17 protein-coding genes are annotated in these 15,174 nt (G+C 65.8%); 10 read left to right on the top strand and 7 right to left on the bottom strand.

The window, feature by feature from the left end; all coding sequences use genetic code 11:
• The first annotated feature begins 1 nt into the window (after window position 1).
• The 6 genes from hutH (at window position 2) to V6Z91_RS04490 (ending at window position 7,157) form a co-directional block, all read left to right on the top strand.
• A complete protein-coding gene (hutH, locus tag V6Z91_RS04515; RefSeq protein ID WP_338767198.1) occupies window positions 2-1,543 on the top strand; it encodes a histidine ammonia-lyase in 1,542 nt (513 codons plus the stop codon).
• A gap of 122 nt (window positions 1,544-1,665) precedes the next feature.
• Window positions 1,666-2,454: an N-formylglutamate deformylase gene (hutG, locus tag V6Z91_RS04510; RefSeq protein ID WP_338767195.1), complete on the top strand. Its 789-nt coding sequence runs from the start codon at window positions 1,666-1,668 to the stop codon at window positions 2,452-2,454.
• Window positions 2,451-3,815: a formimidoylglutamate deiminase gene (locus V6Z91_RS04505; protein ID WP_338767193.1), complete on the top strand. Its 1,365-nt coding sequence runs from the start codon at window positions 2,451-2,453 to the stop codon at window positions 3,813-3,815. The genes hutG and V6Z91_RS04505 overlap by 4 nt, the downstream gene beginning before the upstream one ends.
• A complete protein-coding gene (locus V6Z91_RS04500; RefSeq protein WP_338767191.1) occupies window positions 3,812-4,411 on the top strand; it encodes a HutD family protein in 600 nt (199 codons plus the stop codon). Before V6Z91_RS04505 ends, V6Z91_RS04500 begins: the two co-directional genes overlap by 4 nt.
• Window positions 4,408-5,637, top strand: coding sequence for an imidazolonepropionase (gene hutI / locus V6Z91_RS04495; RefSeq protein ID WP_338767188.1), 1,230 nt, complete (start codon window positions 4,408-4,410; stop codon window positions 5,635-5,637). The genes V6Z91_RS04500 and hutI overlap by 4 nt, the downstream gene beginning before the upstream one ends.
• 47 nt (window positions 5,638-5,684) lie before the next feature.
• Window positions 5,685-7,157 (top strand): glycine betaine ABC transporter substrate-binding protein, encoded by a 1,473-nt coding sequence (locus V6Z91_RS04490; RefSeq protein ID WP_338771727.1) that lies wholly within the window; start codon window positions 5,685-5,687, stop codon window positions 7,155-7,157.
• A 173-nt stretch (window positions 7,158-7,330) separates the two neighbouring features.
• On the opposite strand, the gene V6Z91_RS04485 is transcribed toward V6Z91_RS04490, so the two are convergent.
• The 3 genes from V6Z91_RS04485 to V6Z91_RS04475 all read right to left on the bottom strand — a co-directional run bounded on the left by V6Z91_RS04485 (window position 7,331) and on the right by V6Z91_RS04475 (window position 9,971).
• Entirely contained in the window at window positions 7,331-8,341 is a 1,011-nt protein-coding gene (locus V6Z91_RS04485) for an IS110 family transposase (RefSeq protein WP_338767186.1), read from the bottom strand.
• Window positions 8,342-8,541: 200 nt separating this feature from the next.
• Window positions 8,542-9,027, bottom strand: a complete 486-nt coding sequence (locus V6Z91_RS04480) for a GNAT family N-acetyltransferase (RefSeq protein WP_338767184.1) — start codon at window positions 9,025-9,027, stop codon at window positions 8,542-8,544.
• Window positions 9,024-9,971, bottom strand: a complete 948-nt coding sequence (locus tag V6Z91_RS04475; RefSeq protein WP_338767183.1) for an EamA family transporter — start codon at window positions 9,969-9,971, stop codon at window positions 9,024-9,026. Before V6Z91_RS04475 ends, V6Z91_RS04480 begins: the two co-directional genes overlap by 4 nt.
• Window positions 9,972-10,140: 169 nt before the next feature.
• Between V6Z91_RS04475 and V6Z91_RS04470 the strand changes: the two genes are divergently transcribed.
• Window positions 10,141-10,275, top strand: coding sequence for a hypothetical protein (locus V6Z91_RS04470; protein ID WP_338767180.1), 135 nt, complete (start codon window positions 10,141-10,143; stop codon window positions 10,273-10,275).
• Window positions 10,276-10,287: 12 nt separating this feature from the next.
• On the opposite strand, the gene V6Z91_RS04465 is transcribed toward V6Z91_RS04470, so the two are convergent.
• Window positions 10,288-10,770 carry an Mpo1-like protein gene (locus tag V6Z91_RS04465; protein ID WP_338767177.1) on the bottom strand — a complete coding sequence of 161 codons (483 nt, stop codon included), beginning with the start codon at window positions 10,768-10,770 and terminating at the stop codon, window positions 10,288-10,290.
• A 60-nt stretch (window positions 10,771-10,830) separates the two neighbouring features.
• On the opposite strand from V6Z91_RS04465, the gene V6Z91_RS04460 reads away from it, so the two are divergent.
• A complete protein-coding gene (locus V6Z91_RS04460) occupies window positions 10,831-11,319 on the top strand; it encodes a DNA-deoxyinosine glycosylase (RefSeq protein WP_338767172.1) in 489 nt (162 codons plus the stop codon).
• 10 nt (window positions 11,320-11,329) lie between these two features.
• Here V6Z91_RS04460 and V6Z91_RS04455 read toward each other — a convergent pair whose 3' ends face one another.
• The 3 genes from V6Z91_RS04455 to V6Z91_RS04445 all read right to left on the bottom strand — a co-directional run bounded on the left by V6Z91_RS04455 (window position 11,330) and on the right by V6Z91_RS04445 (window position 13,699).
• Window positions 11,330-12,517, bottom strand: coding sequence for an acyltransferase (locus V6Z91_RS04455; protein ID WP_338767170.1), 1,188 nt, complete (start codon window positions 12,515-12,517; stop codon window positions 11,330-11,332).
• 279 nt (window positions 12,518-12,796) lie between these two features.
• Entirely contained in the window at window positions 12,797-13,033 is a 237-nt protein-coding gene (locus V6Z91_RS04450; protein WP_338767168.1) for a hypothetical protein, read from the bottom strand.
• A 42-nt stretch (window positions 13,034-13,075) separates the two neighbouring features.
• Window positions 13,076-13,699 carry a helix-turn-helix domain-containing protein gene (locus V6Z91_RS04445; protein ID WP_338767165.1) on the bottom strand — a complete coding sequence of 208 codons (624 nt, stop codon included), beginning with the start codon at window positions 13,697-13,699 and terminating at the stop codon, window positions 13,076-13,078.
• A gap of 149 nt (window positions 13,700-13,848) precedes the next feature.
• On the opposite strand from V6Z91_RS04445, the gene V6Z91_RS04440 reads away from it, so the two are divergent.
• Both V6Z91_RS04440 and infA read left to right on the top strand, forming a co-directional pair.
• Window positions 13,849-14,472, top strand: coding sequence for a CPBP family intramembrane glutamic endopeptidase (locus V6Z91_RS04440; RefSeq protein WP_338767162.1), 624 nt, complete (start codon window positions 13,849-13,851; stop codon window positions 14,470-14,472).
• Between the two features lie 418 nt (window positions 14,473-14,890).
• Window positions 14,891-15,151: a translation initiation factor IF-1 gene (gene infA, locus V6Z91_RS04435; RefSeq protein WP_338767159.1), complete on the top strand. Its 261-nt coding sequence runs from the start codon at window positions 14,891-14,893 to the stop codon at window positions 15,149-15,151.
• The last annotated feature ends 23 nt before the right edge of the window (window positions 15,152-15,174 follow it).

The raw sequence follows: 15,174 nt of genomic DNA, 5'->3' as shown, positions 1-15,174 counted from the left end.
GATGACTTCGATACTCAATCCCGGCAAGCTGACGCTTTCCGAACTGCGCGCCGCCTGGGCGGCGCACGGCCCCGTCACGCTGGCACGCGACGCTTATGCGCACATCGACGCTTCCGCGCGGGCCGTGCAAGCCATCGTGCAAAAGGGCGATGCGGCCTACGGCATCAACACCGGCTTCGGCCTGCTGGCCAGGACGCGCATTCCGGACGACCAGCTGGAACAATTGCAGCGCAACCTGATCCTGTCGCACTCGGTCGGCACGGGCGAGCTGATGCCGGACCATGTGGTGCGCCTCCTGATGCTGACCAAGATCGGCAGCCTGGCGCGCGGCTATTCGGGCATCCGCGCCGTCGTCATCGACACGCTGCTGGCGCTGTACAACGCCGGCATCATGCCGGCCATTCCCGTGAAGGGTTCGGTCGGCGCCTCGGGCGACCTGGCGCCGCTGGCGCACATGACGCTGGCCCTGCTAGGCGTGGGCCAGGTGCGCGTGAAGGGCGAGCTGATGGAGGCGAACGAGGCGCTGGCGGCGGCCGGCATCGCGCCCGTGGTCCTCGCACCGAAGGAAGGGCTGGCGCTGATCAACGGCACCCAGGCATCCACCGCGCTGGCGCTGCACGGCCTGTTCATGGCCGAGCGGCTGCTGGAGGCGGGCATGGTGACGGGCGCGCTGTCGCTCGACGCGGCCAAGGGCAGCGACGCGCCGTTCGACGCCCGCGTGCACGAGGTGCGCGGCCAGCCGGGCCAGATCGCGGCGGCCGCCATCTACCGGCAACTGGTGACCGGCAGCGCGATCCGCGCCTCGCACCTGTACGGCGACGAGCGCGTGCAAGACCCTTACTGCCTGCGCTGCCAGCCGCAGGTGATGGGCGCCTGCATGGACCTGATCGGCAACGCCACGCGCACCCTGCTGATCGAGGCAAATGCGGTGACGGACAATCCACTGCTGTTCCGCACGGGCGAGGAGGTGACCATCGTTTCCGGCGGCAACTTCCATGCCGAGCCGGTGGCTTTCGCGGCCGATACGCTTGCGCTGGCCATCGCCGAAATCGGCGCCATCGCCGAGCGGCGCATCGCGCTCTTGATCGACGCCACGCTGTCCGGCCTGCCGCCTTTCCTGGTGCGCGAGCCGGGCGTCAACTCCGGCTTCATGATCGCGCACGTGACGGCGGCCGCGCTGGCGTCGGAAAACAAGTCGCTGGCGCACCCGGCCAGCGTGGACAGCCTGCCCACCTCGGCCAACCAGGAAGACCACGTGAGCATGGCCACCTTCGCCGCGCGCCGGCTGGACGAGATGGCGCACAACACGGCCGCCATCCTGGGCATCGAGCTGCTGGCGGCGGCGCAGGGCATCGACTTCCACCGGCCACTGAAGACGTCGCCCCACCTGGAACATGTGCACGCGCAATTGCGCCGGCAGGTCCCGTTCTTCGACGCCGACCGCTACTTCGCCCCCGACATCGAAGCCGCCAAGCGCATGGTGCTGGCCGGCGACCTGTCCGCCGACTGCCGCCCCCTGTTCACCCCGCTCCACCCCCGGTGACAGGCACCCGGTTTTTTGAAACATTTCCGCTCGACTAGCAAGTCGAGCCCCGGTGACAGGCACCGGGGTTTTTGAAACATTTCCAAAAGAGCGGTGCCTGTCACCGGTGTTCAGGAGAGGCGATGGACTTCCACCTTGAAGCAGGCACGCTGCCGCTGCTGATTTCGATGCCGCACGTGGGCACGGGCATCCCTGCCGATATCGCGGAGAAGATGACGCCTGCCGCGCGGCTGCTGGCGGATACGGACTGGCACCTGCGCGAGCTGTACGGTTTTGCGCGCGAGCTGGGCGCGTCCACGTTGGCGGCCCACTGGTCACGCTATGTGATCGACCTGAACCGTCCGCCGGACAATACGAACCTGTACCCCGGCCAGGACACCACGGGCCTGTGCCCCCTCGACACCTTCGCCCGCGAGCCGTTGTACCAGCCCGGCCACGCGCCGGACGAGACCGAGGTGCGGCGCCGGCTGGCCCTGTACTGGCAGCCGTACCACGACCAGCTGCGCACCGAGCTGGACCGGCTGCTGGCAGCGCACGGCAGGGTCGTGCTGTGGGAAGCGCACTCGATCGCGTCGAAGGTGCCGCGCTTCTTCGAAGGCAAGCTGCCCGACCTGAACTTCGGCAGCGCCGACGGCGCCAGCTGCGATCCCGCGCTGGCGGAGCTCGTGAGCGCTGCTGCCCGCGCCGACGGCCGCTACACGATCGCCGTCAACGGCCGCTTCAAGGGCGGGCACATCACGCGCAGCTACGGCCGGCCGGAGGCGGGCATGCACGCCTTGCAGCTCGAAATGTGCCAGGACACTTACATGGACGAGGCGCCACCGTTCGGCTACCGGCCCGACCTGGCGGCGCAGGTGCAGCCCCTCCTGCGGCGCATGCTGCAAGGCGCTGCGGACTGGGTGAAGCGGTGAAGGCGCTGTTCGCCTGCCACGCGCTGCTGCCGGACGGCTGGCACCGCGACGTGCTGCTGGAGTGGGACGCCGACGGCCGGTTCGCCGCGGTCAGCCCGGATACCACCGCCCCGGCCGGCGTGGAGCAGGCGCACTACGTGCTGCCCGGCATGGTCAACCTGCACTCGCACAGCTTCCAGCGCGCCCTGTCCGGCCTGACGGAGATCGCCGGAAATGGCCCGGACAGCTTCTGGACATGGCGCGACCTCATGTACCGTTTCGCCCTGCACATCGCGCCGGAACAGATGGAAGCGATCGCCGCCCAGCTGTTCGTCGAATGCCTGCGGCATGGCTACACATCCATCTGCGAATTCCATTATGTCCACCGCGCGCCGGATGGCGCGTTGTATCCCGATGTGGCCGAGACGGCCCGCCGCGTGATCGATGGTGCGCGCCACGCCGGCATCGGCATCACGATGCTGCCCGTGCTCTACGGTTACGCGGGCTTCGGCGATGCGCCGCTGCGCGACGAACAGCGCCGTTTCCGCAGCGGCCCGGCCGAGGTGCTGGCGATCGTGGAGGCGCTGGAACCGCTGCGCGGCGCGATGGTCGAAGTGGGCGTGGCACCGCATTCGCTGCGGGCCGCCTCGCTGGCGCAGATACGCGAACTGCTGGCGGCGTTGCCGCCGGATCGCCCGGTGCACATCCATATCGCCGAGCAGGAGGCCGAGGTGCGGCAGTGCGTGGACCATACCGGGCGCCGCCCGTTGCGGTTTCTGTACGATAATCTGGCAGTCGATGAGCGCTGGTGCCTCGTCCACGCCACGCATGTGGACGATGGCGAACTGGCGGCGCTGGCCGCCAGCGGCGCAGTTGCCGGGTTGTGCCCCACCACGGAGGCGAACCTGGGCGACGGCCTGTTCCCGCTGGCGCCGTTCCTGGAACGGGGCGGCCGGTTCGGCATCGGCAGCGACAGCCATGTTTCCACCAGCCCGGTGGAAGAATTGCGCTGGCTCGAATACGGCCAGCGCCTGGCGGGGCAGCGGCGCAATGTCGCCGCGGTGCGACAGGATGAGCGGCGCGTCGGCGATGTCTTGTGGCGGGCCGCCCTGGCAGGGGGCGCCCAGGCCGCGGGAAGACAGGTCGGTGCACTGGCGCCGGCCCATGTCGCCGACCTGCTCGTGCTGGACGAGGCGCACCCGAACGTGGCCGCGCCGCCCGAGTTGCTGAACGGTTTTATTTTCAGCGGCAACGATAATCTGGTAAAAGACGTACTGGCCGGCGGGCAGTGGGTCGTCCGCGGCCGGGAGCACGTGGCGCAACCGGCCATCGCCGCGCGCTTCTCGCAGACGCTGGCCGACCTGCGTGAGTTGCGATCATGACGACGCTGATACAGTATGCAAGCCTGAATCCCACGCCTTGGAAGAATGGCGGCGGGTGCACGACCGAGATCCTCGCGTCGCCACCCGGCGCCACCCTGGACGACTTCGACTTCCGCATCAGCCTGGCGACGATCGCCCAGAGCGGACCCTTCTCGATCTTCCCCGGCGTGGACCGCACGCTGTCGCTGGTCGATGGCGGCAGCGTGGTGCTGGATGTGGGCAACGAGCGCAAGGTGGCGCTCAGCGACCGCGAACCGGTGGTGGCCTTTCCCGGCGAGGTGCCCGTTTCCGTTACCGTGGACGGCAGCCCCACCGTCGATTTCAATGTGATGACACGGCGCGACCGCTGCTCGCACCAGGTGGAGCGCCGCGTGTTCCGCGACTATTCCGAACTGGAACGGCGCAGCGCGCTGACGATCCTGTTCCTGGCCGACGGCGACACGCTCACCGTGCACAGCGAGCGCGAGCGCATGTCGATGGTGCGCTACGATGCCGTGGTGCTCGACCGCGAGCAGCACTGGGTGCTGGAGGCGCCGCAGGCCACCGTCTACATCGTCGACATCATCCCCGAGGAGGAAAAAGGCATGCTGCAATGAGTGGATGGGACCTGCTGATCCACAACGTCCACCTTGCAACGCTGGCCGGCACCGAAGGCTACGGGGAAATCCGCGACGGCGCGGTCGCCGTGCGCGATGGCCGCATCGCGTGGCTGGGCCCGTATGCGGAGGCGGCCCGGCACGGCAGCGCGCGGGTATCGCGTGACGGCCAGGGCTGCTGGCTGACGCCGGGGCTGGTCGACTGCCACACGCATATCGTCCATGCGGGCAACCGCAGCGATGAGTTCGAGGCACGGCTGAATGGCGCCACCTACGAGGAGATCGCCCGCGCCGGCGGCGGCATCATGTCCACCGTGCGCGCCACGCGCGCGGCCGATGAAGAGGCGCTGCTCGCGCAGAGCTTGCCGCGCATTCGCAGCCTGCTGGCCGAGGGCGTGACGACCCTGGAAATCAAGTCCGGCTATGGCCTCGACCTGGCGTCGGAATCGAAGATGCTGCGCGTGGCGCGCCGCGTGGGGCAGGTGCTGCCGGTGCGCGTGGCCACCACCTTCCTGGGCGCGCATGCGCTGCCGCCCGAGTACGCGGGGCGCCCGGACGAGTACATCGATGCCGTCATCGCCATGATCCCGGAACTGGCCGGCGAACGGCTCGCCGATGCCGTCGACGCGTTCTGCGAGCGCATCGGTTTTTCATCGGCCCAGACCGAACGGGTGTTCGAAGCGGCGCACCGCGCCGGCCTGCCCGTGAAACTGCATGCGGAACAGTTGTCCGACCAGGGCGGGGCCGCGCTCGTCGCCCGGTACCGCGGCTTGTCGGCCGATCACCTGGAACACCTGGGGGAGCCCGGCATCGCCGCGATGGCGGCCGGCGGCACGGTCGCCGTGCTGCTGCCGGGCGCCTATTACTTCCTGCGCGACACCACGCCGCCGCCGGTTGCCGCACTGCGCGCGGCCGGCGTGCCGATGGCGGTGGCCACCGATTGCAACCCCGGCACATCGCCGATGACGTCGCTGCTGCTGGCGCTGAACATGGCGTGCACGCTGTGGCGGCTGACGCCGCTCGAAGCGCTGCAGGGCGCCACCGCCCACGCGGCCCGCGCGCTCGGCTTGCAAGACGAAATCGGCACTTTGGCACCGGGCAAGCGGGCCGACTTCGCGCTGTGGCGCATCGCCCGCCCGGCGGACCTGTGCTACGCGATCGGCTTCAACCCGTGCGCGGCGGTCGTCAATGGCGGGGTGTGGCGCGCGCCGGTGGTGCAAGCGTGAGGGCCGGCCCGCTGCCCGCGGCGGCAGCCCTGCTGCTGCTGTTTGCCCTGCAGTTCGCCCCATTGTTCGCCCCCTTTGCCCGCGCGGCCGATGACGGCACGTTGCGCGTCGGCTCCAAGCGCTTCACGGAATCGTACATACTGGCCGAAGTGGTGGCGCAGACGGCCGCGCCGCACGTGAAGGTCGAACACCGGCAAGGGCTCGGCAATACAGCCATCGTGCTGGCGGCGCTGAAGAATGGCAGCATCGACCTGTACCCGGAATACGTGGGCACGATCGACCAGGAAATCCTGAAGCACGACAAACCGTCCAGCCTGGAGCAGATCCGGCGCGAGCTGGCGGCGATGGGCTTCGGCATCGCCGTGCCGCTGGGCTTCAACAATACCTATGCGCTGGCCGTGCGGGGCGATGCGGGCATCGGCACGCTGTCCGAGCTGGCGCGCCATCGGGAGATGCGCTTCGGCCTGTCCCATGAATTCATTGGCCGCAACGACGGCTGGCCCGGCCTGGCGCGCACCTACGGCTTGCCGCAGGCGCCGCGGGGGCTCGATCACGGCATCGCCTACGAGGCGCTGGCGGCGCGGCAGGTCGATGTCATCGACATCTATTCCACCGATGCGAAGATCGCCCGCTATGGGCTGGCCGTGCTGCGCGACGACCGCGCCTATTTCCCGCGCTACGACGCCGTGCTGCTGTACCGTCTCGATACCGCGCAGCGTTTTCCGGAAGCGTGGCGAGCCGTCGCGGGGCTGGAAGGGAAGATCACGGAGCGCGACATGATCGCCATGAACGCGGCCGCCGAGCTGGAGGGGCAGCCGTTCGCGGACGTGGCGCGGCGCTGGCTGGCGAAGCAGGGGGGCAATGGGGCGGCGCAGCCCGAGGCGGCGCCACGCTCGCTGTCCGGCGTGCTGTTCGGGCCGGACCTGGTGCGGCTCACGGGGCAGCACGTGCAGCTCGTGGCGCTGTCCGTGCTGCTCGCCTGCGTGGCCGGTGTCCCGCTCGGCGTGCTGGCCGCCTTCCGGCCGCGGCTGCGACAACCCGTGCTCGCAGTGACGGGCATGCTGCAAACGGTGCCGTCGCTGGCGCTATTGGCGATGCTGATCCCGCTGCTGGGCACGATCGGCATCGTGCCGGCGCTGGTGGCCCTGTTCGTCTACGCGCTGCTGCCCATCGTGCGCAATACGTGCACCGGCATTCTCGGCATCTCCCCCGGCCTGCGGCAAGCCGCGTTGGCGCTGGGGCTCACACCGCGCCAGCGCCTGTGTTACGTCGACCTGCCGCTGGCGCTGCCGGTGATCCTGGCCGGCGTGAAGACGGCCGCCGTGATGAGCGTGGGCACCGCCACGATCGCCGCCTTCATCGGCGCCGGCGGTTACGGCGAGCGCATCACCACCGGGCTAGCCCTGAACGACAACACGCTGCTGCTGGCCGGCGCGCTGCCGGCCGCCGCGCTGGCCTTGCTCACACAGGGAATGTTCGAATTGCTGGAGCGCCGCTTCGTGGTTGCGCAAAGGAAGTAAGCATTTCCGCGCGCTCGTAAGCATTTGTAAAAGCGGGAGGGCACGCAACAGTGCGCGACTATATTGAATCCGTTGATTCATCTCCCCTCCCAACTGACACCTGGGTTCGTGCCACGCCGCAACGCGCCGCGTGGCTTTTTTTCGGCCCTTACTGCCGAGCCCGTGTCATGGGGTCAGATACCGTGTTCACCCGCAAGCCTTTTGCCCATGTGATTCGGGTCAAATGGCTTTCCTGAGCGGACGACGCCGTACATCTGGTGCACGAGCTTGCGCATGACGGCAGCGATGACAGCCATCTTAGCCATGCCTGTTGACTGCAGCCGGTTTGCAAATTCCCTTAACAGCGGGTTCTTTCTGATCGCTGTAAGTGCTGGCATGTATAGGGCTGCCCGCAGGTCGCGACAGCCCATTCTGGTAATGGTAGTCCTACCCCTCACCGAGCTGCCTGATTGCCTCTGGCGTGGCGTCACCCCAATGTAGGCCGCCAGTTCCTTGGCGCTGCCGAAGCGCCGCAGGTTCCCCACACGACCAAGTACCTTGGCCGCGGTCCCGCCAAGGCCTGGGATCGACTCAATCAGCTCAGCATCGTGCCGGAGATCCGGATGCCGATCGATGTGATCATCGATATCGTTCTCCAGCTGCTTGATTTGTTTGTCCAGCCAATCCAAGTGCGTCTTGGCGTGAGCTGCCACCTCGGTCTGGTTTGCAAACTCAAGTGCTTCGATACGATTGGCCTGTTGCTGTCGAATGTCTTTCAACGATGCCAGATGCTCGTTCCAAGCCCTCAATTGCCGCTGCTCGTGCGAAGGGGCCTGCCAAAGCGCTGGGCTCATCGCTGCGCAGTATCGCGCAATGAGAGTTGCATCAGCTTTGTCGTTTTTGTTTCGGATGATTAGACTCTGGCCAAATCCTTTGATGCTGGCAGGATTGACGACGCTGACCTTCATGCCCATGTCGCTCAATGCCAGGGCAACAGGCTCGCTGTACACGCCTGTCGATTCCATGCAAATATGGACCGCATCGAGCGTAACATCCTGATTCTTCAACCACTTTATCAGCTCTGCGTAACCGTCCCTGTTGTTCGGAAGCACTTTGCTCTTGAGCTTCCCATTCTTTAGCAACGCTATATCCAGTTTGCTTTTGCTGACATCAATTCCTACTACTGGCGTGCCTACGAAATTCATTTGTTGACCACCCTCGTATGCAGGCTCGAAGCCTAAGATACCGTCCGGACTTAACAATGAAAAACAGGCAGAGGCGCCAATCTGACCCACAGGCTCTTGGCCTTAGACACCATCGACATCACTCTGCCTGGCCGTTTCCTTCAGCGGTAATTTTGCCAAAGATCCGACGGGATCATCATACGAGGCACCGTGACACGAACTCAGCTGTTCGCCAGCGCCGTGAGCGCATCGCCGGTGACGCGGCAGATGCGCCAGTCGGGCAGCACGGCGGCGCCCATCTTTTCGTAGAACGCGATCGCGTTGGCATTCCAGTCCAGCACCGACCACTCGAAGCGGCCGCATTGCCGCTCGACGGCCAGGGCGGCCAGCGCCGACAGCATGCGCTTGCCGTAGCCGTGTCCGCGGCGGTTTTGCTTCACGTACAGGTCTTCCAGGTACAGGCCCTTGCGGCCGAGGAAGGTGGAAAAATTGTGGAAGAACAGCGCGAACGTCACCACTTCGCCACCGGCTTCCCCGCCCACGATCGCCTCGCACGGCGGCCGCGCGCCGAACAGCGCGTCGTGCAGCATGGCTTCGTCGGCGATGACCATGTGTTCCAGTTTCTCGAACACGGCCAGTTCGCGGATCATCGCGAGGATCGATGCCACGTCTTCGGGGCGGGCGGGGCGGATGTGCAGTTCGCTCATGAGGCTTTCTTCAGTAATTCGGGTTCGGGTTCGACGGCGGCCGCGGCGGGCGCGGCAGCGGGTGACTTCAGCGCCCAGGCCACGCTGGCCAGGCACAGAATCATGCCCAGGCATTCGATGATACCGGGGCGGAAATGCTCGAGGCGGATCGACAGCAGCACCGAGATCACGGGCGTGACGACGCCGATGTACACGGCCTTGCCCGAGCCGATGCGGTGGATCAGCGTGAAGTAGCAGGCGAATGCGATGACGGAACCGAACAGTGCCAGGTACAGGAGGCCCGCCCAGTAGCGCGCCGTCGTCGGCAGCACGAACGGCTGGCCGGTGACGACGGCCCAGGCCGCGACCAGCACGGTGCCCCACAACATGCCCCAGGCCATCGTCAGCAGCACGTTCGCGTCGTGCTCGCGCACCTTCACCACCAGCACATTGCCGACGGAGCTGGCCACCGTGGCAACGAGCGCAAGGATCAGGCCCAGCAGGAAGCGGCCATCGCCGCCGGCCAGGATCTCGCGCACGGCGCCGCCGATCGACTGCCAGAACAGCAGGATCACGCCGATCACCGAGATCGTTCCTCCCGCCCACGTGCGCCATGACAGCGGTGTGCCGAGGATCATGCGGTTCAGGATCGGGTTCCAGAACACCATCAGCGCGAACAGCACGGCGACCAGCGCCGACACGAGGTATTGCTCGGAAGTGTAGGTGCAGATATAGCTGAGGCCGAACGTGGCGCAACCCTGCACGATGGTCCAGCGCTGGGCGGGCCAGGAAAGCCGCAGGCTGTCGCCGCGCAGCTTGCACCAGGCGAACAGCACGGCCGACGCCAGGGCGAACCGGTAGACGACGGAGACGGCAGGCGGCACATCGCCGAGCTGCAAGGTGATGGCCCAGAACGTGGAGCCCCAGATCAGGCAGGCGACGATGAAAAGGATGGGAGAAGGCATCGCGCCAGTATGCCGGCTAGGGCAGTGATTGCCCTAGGGCATTGTGAGCTTCGATCTGTTGCTGTTACGCCCACGCCACTTGAGCCGTCTCAAGCGTTATGAAAACGGCAGGAAGTGTGTCAGTAATGCAATTACGATGTGGACACGACATCGCCAAAGGAATCGCATCATGAACAGGCAGTTGCAATGGAAAGTGCTTTCGCTACTGGGTTATATCGCCGTGCTGACGGCGATCCTGATGATGTGCGGCGACGGCGCGCTGCCTTCCCACGCCGTGATCCTGCGTCCTGCCTCGCCGCTGTGATCAGTACGCGAATCAATAGACGACACCGAGGCGCCGGTACAGGAACCCCAGCACGAACAGCGGTCCGATCAGCAGGAACCGCACATCGTCGAAGAACGATGGCTTGCGGCCTTCGATCAGGTGGCCGATGAACTGGCCGGCCCACGCCAGCACGAACATGGCGATCGACAGCGGCAGCACCGCGATCGGCGGCAGCGCCGCAAGCACACCCAGCATCAAAAGCGCCATCACCAGCATTCCGGCCGCGAACGGCCGCGACAGCTTCCAGTAATACGCCAGCGCCGCCGCCGCCACGCCAGCGGCCACGAGTGGGTGCCCCGCCCACAGCATGCCGAGCAGCGACAGCATGATGACGGGCACGCACACGAAGTGGATCAGCTCGTTGGTCGGATCGCGGTGGCTCTCGGCATAGCGCGCCAGCAGCACGTCGACCGGCCTGGCACTGGCCGTGGCGTCGTCGATCATTCCCGTCACCATCGTCTTCGAATCGTCCATGGCGTTCTCCCGTGCGTCCCCCGTCGAGGCATTCTAGCGAGCGGCGTTACAATCCGGCGCATGGCTTCCCAACTGCTCCTGACCGGCCTGGCGCCGGTGATCGACCCCCACATCCGCATCCTCATCCTCGGCAGCTTCCCCGGCGCCGCGTCGCTCGCCGCGCAGCAGTACTACGCCCACCCGCGCAACCAGTTCTGGCGGCTGGTCGGCGCGCTTGTGGGTGAAGACTTGTACGCCTTGCCGTACACGGAGCGCCTGCCGCGGCTGCTGGCGCACCGCATCGGCCTGTGGGACGTGCTGGGCGCCTGCGAGCGGGAAGGGAGCCTCGATTCGGCGATCCGCAAGCCGGCCGCCAACGATTTCGACCGGCTGCATCATCTTTGCCCGGAATTGGAGACGGTGGGCTTCAATGGGCAGGCATCGGGCAAGTTCGCGCCCCAGTTCGCCGAGAATGGCTATCGCACCGTGGTGCTGCCGTCGAGCTCGCCGGCGCACATGGCGATGACGTTCGAGCAGAAGCTTGAGGTGTGGCGGGAATTGTGCCGCTAGCGCCAAGGTGTCATGGCGCGGCCGGCACCGCCTTCGGCTGGCGCCGGATCGCCGCCACCAGCGCCGCGGTACGGCCCATCATCGGCGCCTCGACATAGCGGAAAGCCAGCGAGCTGGCGATGACGAGCAGCGGCGCCAACAGGGTCACCGCGCACCAGTATGCTGGCGGCGACAGGGACGCGGCGCGCCCCGCTCCCGGCAAGAGGGTGAACGCGGCATACAGCGCAATGCCGTGCAGTAGATAGATGCCGTAGGAATATTCCCCGAAGATGCGCGCCGTCTTTGTGCGCAGCACGCCGAACAGGTCGCATCCCGCCGCCACCAGCGTGAACACGACACCGAGCAGTGCCAGGCTCGCCGGCTGCCACGCGGACGGAAAGCCCGCGTACGCCCATGCAGCCGCGGCGAGCAGCACTGCCGAGGCAACCGGCCGGGTGGCGAAGGCACGCACGGCGGGAAGCGCGGCGACGTGCACCGCGGCGATCCCGCCGGCAAAGGCGGCAATGTAATGCGTGTGCGGCCAGCGCAGGGCCTCGGCGCCGATCGAAGCGGCAAAGGCCGCGCTGGCTGCCAGCAACACCAGCGGCACGCGAACGCGCTGGACGAGTGCGAGCAATGGCAGGCACAGGTAGAACGCCCATTCATAAGGCAACGACCACGTGACGCCGGCCGTGATGACATAGGTACGGCGCAGCCCGTTCAGGTCCGGGGTGCCGAAGGCCGTGAATCCCAGCCACTGGCCCGCGCTCGCCAGCACGTCGGCCGGAGGTTGACGCCATTCCCAACCGGTCTGTATGGCAACGATGAGGAACATCAGCACCATGGCAACCAGGTAGAGCGGCGTCAGGCGCAGGATCCGGGAGCAGAACAGCCGCAGCCAGTCCAGCGATCGGCCACGGTGCCGGACCAGCGCGCCGTAGAACAGGAAGCCGGTGATCATGAAGAACAGCGCCACGCTGGCATGGCCAAAATTGACGAACAGGTTGGACTGCGGCGCCTTCCACGTGCCGTCCTCCAGGAACCGGTGGTTGATGGCCGCGTGATGCAGGAATACCGCGAAGGCGAGGAATCCTCGCAGGCCGTCGATCGTTTCGCAGCGGCCGTCCACCGGCAGTGGCGTCCAGCGTGCGGCAAGGCGCACCGCGGCCAAGGCGGCCAGCAGGGCGGCAAGTGCACCAGTCAGAGCAATGAAATCCATCGATGAGTGTGCAGGAGGAAAAAGGGGAGCTAAATTCCTTGCAACACTAACATGAGGAAACCAGAAGTTAACCAAAAGTACATTTTTATTCGCGTACCGATGTGGTGCCGGATACACAACCTGTTGCCTCTGCGCCGTGCCAAGCACTACGGTAGTTCCGGGGAGACGATCCCGCTGAAAAATGTACGGCAGACGCGCCGGTTGTTCATCTCATCGGTGGATGCAATGAGGCTTGGCCGTGCTCGACAAGGCATACGGCTGTACCCCCGTCGCGAGCCGCTATGGGCGCAGTTCAGCGAGCATCCCCATCACCACCCGCTCCGCCTCTGCCTCGGCCGCTTGCTGATCCGTCAAGGTCAAGTCCGCCGACACGCGCCGTTTCGGCCTCAGCGCGGTCATATGCATGGGATTGGCGGACGGCGCGAAGATCGCCACATACGCTCCCCATTGCCCCGTGCCCTCCAGCTCCTCGCCCGTGAACACAACCTCGTAGCCATCGATCATTTTGGCGGGCACGGCATTCTCCAGGGAAGGGCGGGCAAGGTATAGCTTAGTCCATCAGCGTCGTGTCAGGTATGCCACGAAGCCATCCGCGAACTGGCCGGCCAGTTCCTCATCCGTGCCCGCGACGGCGATATGCCACAGCGAGTAGGATTCCAGTGCGATGGCCTCGATGGACGTCAGCGCCTGCAGCAGCGCAAACCGCAATGCCGCGCGCGGGTCCCCATGGCTGATCTCGGGGCGGTAGACGAGCAGCGGTTCGATCAGCAATTCCAGGTTCGCCGCCACGATGGTGCGGGCCTCGGACACGAACGCGGCATCCTGGTCGGTATCCATGAAGCGGGACAGCGCCCGCAAGAGCCGGGGATGTGTCCTGTATTGCTGAAACAGCAGCGCCATCAGCCGTCTCGCCGCCTGGGGCAGGGTTTCTCCCCTGGCCAAGGATGGCCCCTGCGCCTGGCTGTTCCTTAACATCGAGAGCAGTGCTGCGCGGATCAGCGCATCCTTGCTGACGAAACGCCGGTAGACGCTGGCCGGCGCGACCCCGGCGAGCGTGGCAATGCGCGGGATCGTGGCGCCGTCCAGGCCGGCCTCATCGAGCACGCGGATCGTTGCCGCCAGGAGGCTCGCCAGTGTTTCCTCGCTGCGCTTTTGCTTGGGTGGATGAATGGAATCGCTCATGACGACAATGATAGACAAACAGCTTCACCTATGCGAATGTAAACCCACATTCACATTTTATGGGACCGGTCATGGAATGGTTATCTACTCTTGTAGCGGTATGCATCGTGCTGCTGTTTCCCGTCCTGGACCGTGGAAGGGTGGCGGACTTGCGCGACAAACCAGTGGAAGAGGAACGCCTGCGCATGTACCGCCGCAGCCTGTTGGCGCTGTGGCTCGCCACCGCGGCGGCATTCGCGGCAGGCGGCACGTGGCAGCCCACGGAAGTCGTGTCCTCCACCGGCGACTGGGTAGTGCGGCACAGGGGCTGGATCGATGCAGCCGTCATGCTGGTTTGCGGGGCGTTCCTGTTTATCTTCGCCCAAGGCGTGTGGCACGGCTCCAGTGCCGCGCGCCGCAAGGCGATCGAGCCGGCGTTCGACCGGTTGGTCTTCCTGCTGCCGGTTACGCGGCGCGAGCGGCGCTGGTGGGTCGCGCTCAGCCTTACCGCCGGCATTTGCGAGGAAATGCTCTATCGCGGTTACCTGCTCCACTTGCTCGACGAACGAACCGGGCTGGCCGGCGCCTGGCTGCTCAGTTCACTGGCATTCGGCTTCGCCCATCTTTACCAGGGCTGGAAAGGCATCGCCTCGGCGACGGCAACGGGGCTGCTGTTCGGCTTGCTCGCCATCGGTACCGGCGGCCTCGTCCTGCCGATCGTCGTGCACGTGCTGGTCGACCTGCAAATGCTGTGGATGTACCGGCCCGGGACTCCCGGAAATTCCTCCGAATAATTTTGTGCGCCGCACAAAGACCTGTGCTATACTTTGTTTGTCGGTGAGATGATTCGATCCGATCCAGGCAGGCGACGCGAACAGGCAGTGTAAAGCTGTGGCGCGGCTGGGCTAGCAAGCCGTCTGCCAGGTTGTCGTTCCACACTTTGTCGGACTTACACGCCGGCCGCACCATGCAGATAGCACGGGCGCCCCGGAGTTTCGCACCACGCAGATAGCATGGGCTGAAACAGCGATACAAGCATTGGTATCACATTGAAACGAAGCCCGCAGCAAGCGGGCTTTTTTTTCTGCGTTATGCCCCCATCTGGGCATATTCACGTATCACTTGCGCTGCTGCGGAGCGCGCGCGTCACTGTTGTTCATCCATTACCGCAGCATCCGTCCACACCCCCGTGGACGCCAATCGAAAGGAAATATGGCTAAAGAAGAACTGATTGAAATGAACGGTCTCGTCACGGAAATCCTGCCGGAAATGCGCTTCCGCGTCGACCTCGACAACGGTCACAAGCTGATCGCCTACACTTCCGGCAAAATGAAGAAGAACCACATCCGCATCATCGCGGGTGATCGCGTGACCCTGGAAATGTCGCCCTACGACCTGAACAAAGGTCGCATCACGTTCCGTCACATCGAAAAGCGGGGCCCGGCGCCCACGCACCAGCAGCGCCGCCGCTAGCATTCACTGCGGGTCGACTGCGC

The organism is Massilia sp. METH4 (genome assembly GCF_037094685.1).
GTDB lineage: Bacteria > Pseudomonadota > Gammaproteobacteria > Burkholderiales > Burkholderiaceae_D > Rugamonas.
Note: the sequence above shows the minus strand (reverse complement) of the source record. Positions and strands in the feature narration are given on the sequence as shown.

What these genes read in the sequence shown, in the direction of transcription:
- V6Z91_RS04455 (WP_338767170.1), bottom strand. Translation starts at nt 12,517, where the DNA reads ATGGATTTCATTGCTCTGACTGGTGCACTTGCCGCCCTGCTGGCCGCC.
- V6Z91_RS04460 (WP_338767172.1), top strand. Translation starts at nt 10,831, where the DNA reads ATGGCTTCCCAACTGCTCCTGACCGGCCTGGCGCCGGTGATCGACCCC.
- hutI (WP_338767188.1), top strand. Translation starts at nt 4,408, where the DNA reads ATGAGTGGATGGGACCTGCTGATCCACAACGTCCACCTTGCAACGCTG.
- V6Z91_RS04445 (WP_338767165.1), bottom strand. Translation starts at nt 13,699, where the DNA reads ATGAGCGATTCCATTCATCCACCCAAGCAAAAGCGCAGCGAGGAAACA.
- hutH (WP_338767198.1), top strand. Translation starts at nt 2, where the DNA reads ATGACTTCGATACTCAATCCCGGCAAGCTGACGCTTTCCGAACTGCGC.
- V6Z91_RS04480 (WP_338767184.1), bottom strand. Translation starts at nt 9,027, where the DNA reads ATGAGCGAACTGCACATCCGCCCCGCCCGCCCCGAAGACGTGGCATCG.
- V6Z91_RS04475 (WP_338767183.1), bottom strand. Translation starts at nt 9,971, where the DNA reads ATGCCTTCTCCCATCCTTTTCATCGTCGCCTGCCTGATCTGGGGCTCC.
- V6Z91_RS04465 (WP_338767177.1), bottom strand. Translation starts at nt 10,770, where the DNA reads ATGGACGATTCGAAGACGATGGTGACGGGAATGATCGACGACGCCACG.
- V6Z91_RS04500 (WP_338767191.1), top strand. Translation starts at nt 3,812, where the DNA reads ATGACGACGCTGATACAGTATGCAAGCCTGAATCCCACGCCTTGGAAG.
- infA (WP_338767159.1), top strand. Translation starts at nt 14,891, where the DNA reads ATGGCTAAAGAAGAACTGATTGAAATGAACGGTCTCGTCACGGAAATC.
- V6Z91_RS04485 (WP_338767186.1), bottom strand. Translation starts at nt 8,341, where the DNA reads ATGAATTTCGTAGGCACGCCAGTAGTAGGAATTGATGTCAGCAAAAGC.
- hutG (WP_338767195.1), top strand. Translation starts at nt 1,666, where the DNA reads ATGGACTTCCACCTTGAAGCAGGCACGCTGCCGCTGCTGATTTCGATG.
- V6Z91_RS04470 (WP_338767180.1), top strand. Translation starts at nt 10,141, where the DNA reads ATGAACAGGCAGTTGCAATGGAAAGTGCTTTCGCTACTGGGTTATATC.